This is a genomic window from Pelomonas sp. BJYL3, from assembly GCF_027257975.1.
Lineage (GTDB): Bacteria > Pseudomonadota > Gammaproteobacteria > Burkholderiales > Burkholderiaceae_C > Roseateles_B > Roseateles_B flavus.
In genome coordinates this window covers 254,821-265,082 of record NZ_JANZKX010000007.1, presented here as the reverse complement: position 1 = coordinate 265,082, position 10,262 = coordinate 254,821, and the positions used below count along the sequence as shown (strand labels likewise).

Here is a 10,262-nt window from a genome sequence, read left to right as displayed (position 1 = left end):
CGGGTCGCGCACATCGACCACCAGATGGCTGCCTTGGCGGCTCAGCGACAGATCACTCTTTGCAATGCCCGCCCCGAACTGCAGCGTGTCCATGCCCGGGTCGTAACGCACGCCACCCGAGTAACCCACCACCCCGTTGTCCCGCCAACTGTCCTGGCCGTCGCCTCGGTTGAAGACCACGGTGTCTGCCGTGGCTCCCGTGCGGATCGTGTCGTTACCCGTCCCCCCTTCCAGGCGGTTGGCGTGGCCGTCGTAGTTGCCATAGCCCTCGTTGTCCACGGTCAGCGTGTCGTTGCCAGCCTCGCCGTACACCACGTTGGACGAAGCGCCAAAGAACTTGACCATGTCATTACCGGCTCCGCCACGCAGCTCGTTGCGGCCACCCATGTCATAAATGACGTCGTCCCCATCGCCTGCATCGATGAGATCGTCACCTCCCGCGTCTTGGATGGTGTCGTTGCCCGCGCCGGAATAGATAGTCTGCGCAGCGCTGTCCGAGTTGATCGTGTCATCACCGTCGAATGTGATCGATGACTGCTGCCCAGCAAGCGAGATTGAATCAGGCCCATCATTGCCCAAGAACACCCCTCTTGCGTTCAGCTGTGCTGCCGCTGAGTCGCTGACATGCTTTCCCTTCAAGGCTTGCGCTGCGAACCCAAAGGCATTCCAGCCAACCGCGGCAAACTGCTTTTGCTGCAACCGGCAAAGATCCATCAATTCAACGACCGCAGCACCAGGATCCTGGGCGTAACGTGCATTGAAATACTCCTCCACAAGGTTGAAATGCATGAATGCATCACCATCGATCTCGGAGTACTGAATCCTGGAAATGTAGGGAACCAGTATGGTATTCAGCACAAGATGGTCATAAAATGAGTTCTTTAGGTCATCAAAGGCTGAATTAATTAGACCTATCTGCACGCCACTCACGGGTGTAAGACCGCTCGCTCCCGGCCTCGCGAAAGACTCGCCGGTGAATACCTCCAGGATCCATATTTTCCTTGTCAGCGACGCATATTGATCAGTTACAGCGGCACTGGCATCAAGTTTCTGAATTCCTTCAAATTCGTAGGACACAACTGTGTGACTGGGGACATGCGAAGCAGTAGCAGCCCATGAGTCGAGCAGGCGATCAAGATTCACACTCAGTTCGGAAGGGCTCCCCGAATTCGCGAGGGTCTGCAACGCGACTTTCAAAGCACCAGATTCAACTGCTGCCGAGTGAAGATCCCGAACAAAACCCATGCTGGCCAGTCGCGGCAAGGACGAAATATCATCCGGAATATCCAAATCACCAACCGGATAACGAACATTTGATCGATCCTCATCCAAATTAAGCTGCACCAGCAGTTGACTATTCCCCTGCGAGGTAAGGAAACTTCCTGCCGCCGACGCGCTGTTGCCATTTCCAAATGTTATCGAGTAGTCATGACACGAAATGTCAAGAGCGGCAACTCCCAGCTCGGCTAGGGTGAACAGTTCATCAGCCCGGCTCGTACCGCTGGCATCGATGTCCCGCCAAACCCGTAGGTCTCCCCACCTCGCATCAGACGCATCAACCTTCCCGTCATGGTTGGAGTCGTATTGCGCCAGGGCCGCAAAACCGCTCGTCGCCACTGAGCCATCGGCCAACAGACTGTGGTCGCCGAAGAGCTCGCGGCCGGAGTCTATTCTTCCGTTTCCGTCGAGATCGATGGCAAGCAGGCCGTCATCGCCCTTGACCCAGCCCGTTGCAACGCGGGTCCCGTCAGCGTCATGATCAAACAGAATTCCCGCATCGGCTCCAACAGTTTCAATGCCGTCGCCATCAAGGTCCAGGGCCAGTGGATCCTGCAACCGACGCCACCATTTCGCTCGCTTGAATTTCTCCTGGGGGTACTTACTGCACTCCTTCCGCTGCTTGTCATCAAGGTAGGTATCGTCCCTTCCCTTTCGCCACTCAAGATCATCGAGCGCCTTCCTCATTTCGTCCGTGAACCGGTCCTTTGAAAGATTTTCAACCGTATCGTCACGAATTTTCTTAGGGATGGCTGGATAAGGTAGTGGAAGACCTTCCACCAGCTCTTTGTACTGCTTCTTGTAGGCATCGTCGACGCCCTTTCTATTCTGAGCAGACGGATCCTCGGCCCATTTTTTGCACGCCTTTTGAAGTTCATCGGAGGCATCCCAAACATCCTTGATGTCCTTCCCCTTCTTGATAGGCTCTGCAATTTTCTTATAGGTCTTGGCAGCCTTCCATGCCTGCTCCAGCGTGCCAAAGAAGTCTCTTTCTCCCATGATTCCCTCAGTTGCTTATTGAATAGCACGTATATCGACAGTGCGAGGTCGCCGCAGTGCTGCGGAGTAAATTCTGTAATGCAAAGCCTCAAAGGCTGGCCGTACCCAGTATGGCCTGGGTCGAGCGAGGACAATGCGGTCACGCGGCGCTGCAGGCAGCCAACAGCTTGGCGTCGTCCGACAGGCTTCTGCGGGTCAAGCGCGCGATAGAGAACGTCGTCGACCGTTCAAGCTGGCCTCAGTGACTGAGCCACACGGTCAAATGCAGGCATGTGTCCGTCAAGACACACAAGCACAAATCGAATCTCCGCCTGGCGCACAGATTCTTCCGCACCGGGGCGACTCACTGAGAGCCAGCGCATCCGACAGAGGCAGCATCAGCTGGCGCAGCGCTGGCGCTGACTGTGCGCCAAGCATGTGGACTGTCGCCGGACACCTGGTTCAGTCCACAGCGACCGATCGGTCTCTGTCCGCAGGCCCCAGGGACGCTGCAAGCCAGGCCAGCACTTAGTCCAGGCTGTCCCAGTGCGATTCGCTATCTGCACCGATTTTCATGCCGCGCTCCCTCCTTCTCCCAGCTTTGCCCATGTTTTTCGCGGCAGACATCGTCGTACATGCACGCACGTGAGGGAAGCGATCGCCGACAGACTCCAGTCGACAGCTGCAGATACTCGTGAATTATTGACGATCTAGTTGTTCTAACAATGAACTTCCAGCATCAATGACAGATCTATGAACATGAGCTCATTTAACGATCTTTACGAGCACAAGCTGTAAATATGGCACAAAAACACGTGCAATGATGCAGTGAAGATTGGAACTGGCTGCGCCAGAGAGCGGCTGCGAGCGCCTGTCGTATGTCATGGGTCGTTGGCTGCCATGGGTGCGACTCAGTATCCACGGCAGCTGGGGAGGTCGCGGACTGAGCGCTGATGCAAGGACGCAAGGCCGGCGGATCCGAGCCGCTCACGTCTATCGGCTCCATAAGGAAAAGACGTCCGACCAGCCCGCGTCCAAACAGTCTGGCAGACGCGGCCAGCAAGTGCATCGAAGCCATCCAAGGCATTCTTGCGTGAAGCGTTGAGGGGCGCCGGCGGATGATCGCGAGCGCGTCTGAAGGCATCCGGCTGTCACGGGACGGTCACCTCGGCTGCCGGGCCCGCTGCGCAGGCTCCCTGCACGGCATGGAAGGCGCCCCCACCCGGCGGCGCACCCGCATCGCTCGGGGGTGGCGCGGGCATGCACGCGCTAGAAGGCCTTTCGAATCAATGCTGGGACTCCCCCGCATGCGGCAGAGCTTGCGCATGCAGGCGCTGCGGTCCCGTTCGACTGCGCCATGCGGGACCAGCTTGTCCGCCTTGCGTCCTGCTCGCTCAGGCCCTTGCTTCGCTCATGGCCGAGAAGCGGCAACGCCTCACAACTCTCGTTGCAAGGCGTTGTACTCAGGCGCACCGCAGTGTGTCAGTGCATTGACGCAGGCTGCGGCGGCCGGGTGTCACTGTCGAGGGTGCAGCCCCTCGACCGGTTGACAGTCATCAATCGCGGGCGTAGATGTCAACGTCCTTGGTCTCACGGACGAAGAGCATGCCGATCACGAAGCTCATCGCGGCCACGCCGATGGGGTACCAGAGGCCGTGATAGATGTTGCCGTTCTGCGCCACCATCGCGAAGGTGATGGAGGGCAGCAGGCCGCCGAACCAGCCGTTGCCGATGTGGTAGGGCAGGCTCATCGAGGTGTAGCGGATGCGGGTCGGGAACATTTCCACCAGCATGGCGGCGATCGGGCCGTAGACCATGGTCACGTAGATCACCAGCACGGTCAGGATGGCCACGACCAGCGGCTTGTTGACCTTGGCCGGGTCGGCCTTGGGCGGATAGCCAGCGGCCTTCAGCGCATCGCCCAGCTCCTTCTTGAAGGCGGCGATGCCCTTGGTGCTGGCCTCGTCGAACTTGTGCTCGGTGGCCTTGGTGGCGTTCAGGGAGTTGACCACCGTCTCGCCCACCTTGACCTGGGCCACGGTGCCGGCCGGACCGGGAAGGGTCTCGTAGCTGGCGGCGGACTGGGCCAGCGCGCGCTTGGCGATGTCGCAGGAGCTGGTGAAGTCCACCTCACGTGCCACCGGGCTGCCCTGGAAGGAGCAGGTGGCCGGGTCCACGGTCAGCGTGATCTTGGCCGAGGCCTGGGCCTTGGCGAGATCCGGGTTGGCGGCGTCGGTCAGGGCCTTGAACAGCGGGAAGTAGGTCACGATGGCCAGCAGCAGGCCCGCCATGATGATGGGCTTGCGGCCGATCTTGTCGGACAAGGTGCCGAAGATCACGAAGAAGGGCGTGCCGATGATCAGGGACACCGCCACCAGGATGTTGGCCGTGGCCGAGTCCACCTTCAGCACGCTGGTCAGGAAGAACAGCGCGTAGAACTGGCCCGAGTACCACACCACGCCCTGGCCGGCCACGAGGCCGAACAGCGCCAGCATCACGATCTTCAGGTTCTTCCACTGGCCGAAGGACTCGGACAGCGGGGCCTTGGAGGTCTTGCCCTCGGCCTTCATCTTCTGGAAGGCCGGCGATTCGTTCATCGACAGACGGATCCAGACACTGATGGCCAGCAGCAGGATGGAGACGATGAACGGCACGCGCCAGCCCCACTCGGCGAAGGCGGTCTCGCCGATGGCGGTACGGGTGCCCAGGATCACCATCAGCGACAGGAACAGGCCCAGGGTCGCCGTGGTCTGGATCCAGGAGGTGTAGGCACCGCGGCGGCCTTGCGGGGCGTGCTCGGCCACATAGGTGGCGGCACCACCGTACTCACCGCCCAGGGCCAGGCCCTGCAGCATGCGCAGGCCGATCAGGATGACCGGAGCGGCCGCGCCGATGGAGGCATAGCTGGGCAGCACGCCGACGATGAAGGTCGACAGGCCCATGATCAGGATGGTGACCAGGAAGGTGTACTTGCGGCCGATCATGTCGCCCAGTCGCCCGAACACCAGGGCGCCGAAGGGGCGCACGATGAAGCCGGCGGCAAAGGCGAGCAGCGAGGCGATGAAGGCCGCGGACGGGTCCAGGCCGGAGAAGAACTGCTTGGCAATGATGGCTGCCAGCGAACCGTAGAGGTAGAAGTCGTACCACTCGAACACCGTGCCGAGTGAAGAGGCGAAGATGACCTTCTTCTCTTCAGCCGTCATCGGCGTACTGGTCGACACTGCGGAAGCAGTCGCCATGTTTAGTCTCCTGGATCTTTGTCTGAGGTCCACCACCCCGGTGAGCCTTGGGGCGACTGTGATCCCCTCCTCTGACCTCGATCTGACGCGAGCCTGAACGTTGGCTGACGAAACCCGTTGCAACCCGGAGGCGAAATTTCACATGGAGAAATTGACGGGGTCCGCTGGGGAAAGCCCCGAGGGGCGGGCCGCATGGGGGTCAGGTCTTGCCTGCCCCCGCTCCGCCCGGGGATGACGCTCTCAGCTGCCGGGCCGGGCCTGCCCCACGGGCAGGCGGGCGGCCTGCTCCCAGCCGCCCTGCTGGAACCAGGGGTCGCCGCGCAGCCAGGCCGAAAGAAGGGGCAGGCCGTCCAGGCCCCAGAACAGCTCGCCCTCCACCAGCACGGTGGGCACGCCAAAGAGGCCGGCGGCCACGGCGTCGTCGGTCGCCAGGCGCAGGCGCGACTTGACCTCGTCGGACGAGGGATCCAGGGGCGGCGCGAGCAGCGTCTGCAGGGCCTGCAGGCGCTGGGGATCCAGCGGATCGCCGCCGCCCTCCCAGACATGGCGGAAGACCTGCTCCACGACCCAGCGCGAGGGCGTCCGGCCCGCCGGCGCGGCGGCCCAGCACAGGCGCAGCAGGGCCAGAGGATTGAAGGGATGGTGCACCGGCAGCTGCAGGGGCTGCCCCAGGCGATGGGCCTCCCAGAGCACCTGGCGGTAGGTCCAGCTGCGCTTGCCCGGGATCTCGGCCGGCCCCTTGTGGCCATGGGCCTTGAGGAAGCCGGCGAAGAGCACGGGCACGTAGTCCACCACCACATCCAGCCCGTCCAGGACCTCGGGCAGCCTGGCGAAGGCCAGGGCCGCATAGGGCGAGATGGGGTCGAAATAGAAGCGCAGATGGCGCATGCCGGACTCCTGGTTCACGCCCCGGCCGGGGCTTCAGACACTGGGCTCCGCCGCGGTGAAGATGCCCTGCTCCACCAGCTGCTGGCGGCGCTCCGGCAGGCGGGCGAGGATCTCCAGGCGCGTCGCGTCATCCGCCTTGGACCAGACGGTGATCTCGGGAATGCTGCGGGCGCAGCCCTCGCACCAGCCGGTCGGCTGGTGGATGCGGCAGACATTGGTGCAGGGCGAGGCCACGCGGGGCGCGGGCGGTGGGGTCAGGGGCAGTGCGCTCATTGCACCACCTCGTGCACCACCTCGACCACGGCGGCGCCGGTGAGCTGCTGCAGCTGCTGGGGCGTCATGGGGAAGACGCCGTTGGGATGCCCGGCCGCGGCCCAGATGCGATCGAAGCGGAACAGGGAGGCGTCGATGAAGAGCAGCGGCATCGGCAGGCCGGCCGCCGGAGCGAACCCCAGGGGCGAGACGCCACCGATGGAAAAGCCGGTGCGCGCCTTCACGAAGTCGGCATCGGCACGGCCCAGCGGACCGGTGTGGAGCTGGAGCTTCTTCTCGTCCACCCGGCGGTCGCCGGCGGCGATCACCAGCACGGCGGATTCGTCGGCGCGGCGGCGCAAGACCACGCTCTTGGCGATCTGGCCCAGGCTCACGCCCAGGGCATCCGCCGCTTCCTGCGCGGTGCGGGCGGCCACCTCCAGCCAGCGCGGCGGGTGCTCATGGGACAACTGCTGCAGTGCGTCACGCACGCGCTCGAAGCCCTCGTGAGAGGGCGCTGCGGCCGGGGCTTGGGGCTCGTGCTGGGTCGACAGGATCTCGCTCATGCCGCCATTGTGTCAGTTGCGGCATCCGGGTGCTGCCGGGCCCGGCCAAGCCCCCGGGCGCGGGCATGCGCTCCGCGCTCAGTCGCGGCGGCCGCGCTGGGGTGCGTAGCGGTCGTCGTCACGGTCCCAGCCGCGGTCCCAGTCGCGGTCCCGGCGGTGGCCATGACCATGCCCGTGACCGTGACCGTGACCGTGACCCCGGCCGTGATCGTGTTCCCAGCCGCGATGGTCATGCCAGTCGCGCACCCAGCGCTCCTCGATGAACAGCACAGGCCGGCCACAGGCACCGTAGCCGCCGCAGTAGCGGCCCCATTCGCGCACATGGTGGGGCGGCGCATACAGATAGATGGGGGGCGGTGCGCGGTAGACGTGACGCGGACGCTGGATCCAGACGGGCTCGGCATAGACGACGTCCGGCCGGTACTGCGGGCCGATGTCGATCCGGCCATAGACGCCGGGCTGCACGACGCTCAGCGAGATGCCGACATCGGCGGCCTGTGCCTGAGAGGCCAGCCCCAGCAGCGCCACGGCACAGAGACCGGCGGTGGACCGGGCGAGGGATCGGGCGGTGGATCGAATCTGCAAAAGGATCTGCATATGGGCCTCCATTCTGCCCGTCCAACGCCCGCCGCACGCCGCCGGTGGACCGGCTTTCACAAGCGCTTACAAGCCTTGCAGTTGGGGCCCGTTCACCGGACGCTCACTCGCGCACCAGCTTGACCAGGACCTGCTGCTGCCAGTTCAGGAGCATGAGGGTGCGGTCCTCCAGATGCCAGCGCTGCACCTGGCCCAGGGCCTCGATCAGGGAGCGCTCCTGCGCCATGCCCTGGGGGCAGCTCATCATGGTGGTGATCACGCGCTTGAACAGGATGCGCTGCCCATCCAGCGCCACGCTGCCCATCAGCCGGTTGCAGCCGCCACTGCCGGACAGGCGCAGGTGCGTGGCGTCGAATTCGAGGTGGGGCGCCCGGGCCCCGCCCGCTGCCGGCCCCAGGGGCGCCCCCAGCAGCTCCTTCACCCGCCAGCGCACCCCCAGCAGGCCCTGCTGCAGCGCCAGCTGGGCACCGGAGGCCGCCGATGCGGGCGCCCGGGCCGCCAGCGCGGGCTCGGGTTCCAGGCGCTCGGCGGCTTCGCCCGGCCCCGCAACGAGGAGCAGGGCAAGACCCGGCACCAGGGCCAGGCAGACCTTGTTCATGAACGGTGCGAGCGCCGCGGGGCGGCGGCGGGAGGTGTGAGAGGACGGCATCGGCCCATGTTAGCGGCCCTTCGGGATCGCCTGCGGCGCACTCGCTGCTGCTGTCTGGTCGCCCTCGGGGCCCGCTACCGAAGTGATGCCGGAAACCCCCTAGCTTGCGAGTTCTTACAGCTTGACCCTCTTTGAAACGACCACCTAATCTGCTGCGGCAAACGGCATGCCTGGGCGCCCCTGTTGCCCGGACGCCCCACCAGGCTGGCCGACCTGCCTTCCCGCAACTTCTTGGCAATGAGGTCCTTTCCCATGAACAGCCCCCGCAAGGGTCACGCCGGCAGATCACTCCTCAACTCCGGCCTGGCGCCCTGGCGCCTGCCCTCGGCGGCTCCTCCCTTGCAGCTGGCGCGCGTCCTGCATGACGAGCTCTGCCAGCTCCTATCCCTGGGCCTGGTGCATCTGGCGCAGGCCCGGCGCGAGCTCCCCGAGGCGGACCCTCTGCACAAGGCCGAGGCCCGCATGATGGAAGCCCTGCAGGCCTGCCGCCGCCTGATCGAGCAAGTGCGCAGCCCGGCCGAGCCGACCGCCCTCGCCGGCTTCGCCGACCTGGCCGCCGGCCTGCACCGCAGCGTGCAGGCCCTGGCGGACCAGCATCAGCAGCAGCTCGGCTTCAGTGCCCTGGGCCATACCGAGCAGCTGCCGCCCGCCACCGCGCAGACCCTGCTGAGCGCCAGTCAGGGCCTGCTCATCAACGCCTGCCAGCACGGCCAGCCCTCCTCGGCGCGGCTGCGCCTGGTCGGCGGCCATCGCCAGCTGCGCATCAGCGTCACCAACACCGCCTCGCGCGGCGCTGCGCTGCATGACCAGCTCGAGGCCGTGGGCAGTGGCGGCCGGGGCCTGAGCCTGGTGCGCGAGCAGCTGGCCACCGTCGATGCCCAGCTGCTGTGGCAGCGCCAGAACGACCGCGTCCATGCCGCCATCCTCTGGCCGACTCGCAGGAGTGCCGCATGACGTCCATCCGCCTCGTGATCGCCGACGACCACAAGCTCGTGCGCGAAGGCCTGGTGGCCCTGCTGGAGCGGGAGCCGGACATCTGCGTGCTCGCCCAGGCCCGCGACGGCATGGAGCTGATGCGCCATTGCCGGGAGTTCGAGCCCGACGTGGCCCTGGTCGACCTCTGCATGCCCGGCCTCAACGGCCTGGAAGCCATCCAGCACATGCACAAGGAGGCCTGGGGGCCTCGCTGCATCGCGCTGTCGGTGCAGGCGGACGCGCCGCAGGTGCGCCAGGTGCTGGACGCCGGCGCCCGCGGCTACCTGCTCAAGCACAACTCCTACGAGGAGCTGGCGCGCGGCGTGCGCAATGTGATGCTGGGCCAGGTCTTCGTCAGCGGCGAGCTGATGGGCGCGCTGTTGCAGCCGCAGGCCACGCCCTCGCGCGACAGCCACCGCCTGACCCCGCGCGAGCGCCAGATGGTGCAGCTGCTGTCCGAGGGCTACAGCGCCCAGGAGATCGCCAGCCAGTTGCACCTCAGCGCCAAGACGGTGGCCACGCACCGCGAGAACGTCTTTGCCAAGCTGCAGATCCACGGCATCGCCGAGCTCACGCGCTTTGCGCTGCGCGAGGGCATCAGCAGCCTGGACGTGCACCGCAGCCGCCAGGGCGCCGGGCACTGAGCCGGCCCGTCCTGCGCCGCCCTCTTCTCCCCAACGTCTTCATTGCACCCCGCTCGCTTCACGGCGACCGGGGTGCCTGCGTTTGCGCCCCGGCTGGCGCCCGATCTGACACCCGCGTGCACCCCGGCTCGGCACCCACCCGAGCCCCTCAGCAAATGTCCTAGACAGATTCCGCGTGCTGCCGATGGCCGGCGCA

At 65.1% G+C, this 10,262-nt stretch carries 9 protein-coding genes; 2 read left to right on the top strand and 7 right to left on the bottom strand.

Features of this window, described 5'->3' with window-relative positions; translation table 11 throughout:
* From O9Y01_RS20530 to O9Y01_RS20500, 7 genes are all read right to left on the bottom strand, one after another.
* Positions 1-2,277, bottom strand: a 2,277-nt coding sequence (locus tag O9Y01_RS20530; RefSeq protein ID WP_269633500.1) for a calcium-binding protein, incomplete at its 3' end; no start/stop codon positions are given.
* 1,535 nt (positions 2,278-3,812) lie between these two features.
* Complete coding sequence (locus tag O9Y01_RS20525) at positions 3,813-5,495, bottom strand: MFS transporter (RefSeq protein ID WP_269633499.1); 1,683 nt, start codon at positions 5,493-5,495, stop codon at positions 3,813-3,815.
* 240 nt (positions 5,496-5,735) lie between these two features.
* Complete coding sequence (locus O9Y01_RS20520; protein ID WP_269633498.1) at positions 5,736-6,383, bottom strand: 2-hydroxychromene-2-carboxylate isomerase; 648 nt, start codon at positions 6,381-6,383, stop codon at positions 5,736-5,738.
* A 33-nt stretch (positions 6,384-6,416) separates the two neighbouring features.
* Positions 6,417-6,656 (bottom strand): DUF1289 domain-containing protein, encoded by a 240-nt coding sequence (locus O9Y01_RS20515; RefSeq protein WP_269633497.1) that lies wholly within the window; start codon positions 6,654-6,656, stop codon positions 6,417-6,419.
* A complete protein-coding gene (locus tag O9Y01_RS20510) occupies positions 6,653-7,201 on the bottom strand; it encodes a YbaK/EbsC family protein (RefSeq protein WP_269633495.1) in 549 nt (182 codons plus the stop codon). Before O9Y01_RS20510 ends, O9Y01_RS20515 begins: the two co-directional genes overlap by 4 nt.
* A gap of 78 nt (positions 7,202-7,279) precedes the next feature.
* On the bottom strand, positions 7,280-7,798 hold the full coding sequence (locus tag O9Y01_RS20505) for a hypothetical protein (RefSeq protein ID WP_269633494.1): 519 nt from the start codon (positions 7,796-7,798) through the stop codon (positions 7,280-7,282).
* A 103-nt stretch (positions 7,799-7,901) separates the two neighbouring features.
* The gene (locus O9Y01_RS20500) at positions 7,902-8,396 is read right to left on the bottom strand and encodes an META domain-containing protein (RefSeq protein ID WP_269633493.1); all 495 of its coding nucleotides are present in this window, start codon (positions 8,394-8,396) and stop codon (positions 7,902-7,904) included.
* A gap of 303 nt (positions 8,397-8,699) precedes the next feature.
* On the opposite strand from O9Y01_RS20500, the gene O9Y01_RS20495 reads away from it, so the two are divergent.
* Both O9Y01_RS20495 and O9Y01_RS20490 read left to right on the top strand, forming a co-directional pair.
* Positions 8,700-9,401 carry a histidine kinase gene (locus tag O9Y01_RS20495; protein ID WP_269633492.1) on the top strand — a complete coding sequence of 234 codons (702 nt, stop codon included), beginning with the start codon at positions 8,700-8,702 and terminating at the stop codon, positions 9,399-9,401.
* Positions 9,398-10,066: a response regulator gene (locus tag O9Y01_RS20490; protein ID WP_269633491.1), complete on the top strand. Its 669-nt coding sequence runs from the start codon at positions 9,398-9,400 to the stop codon at positions 10,064-10,066. The genes O9Y01_RS20495 and O9Y01_RS20490 overlap by 4 nt, the downstream gene beginning before the upstream one ends.
* Positions 10,067-10,262 lie beyond the last annotated feature (196 nt).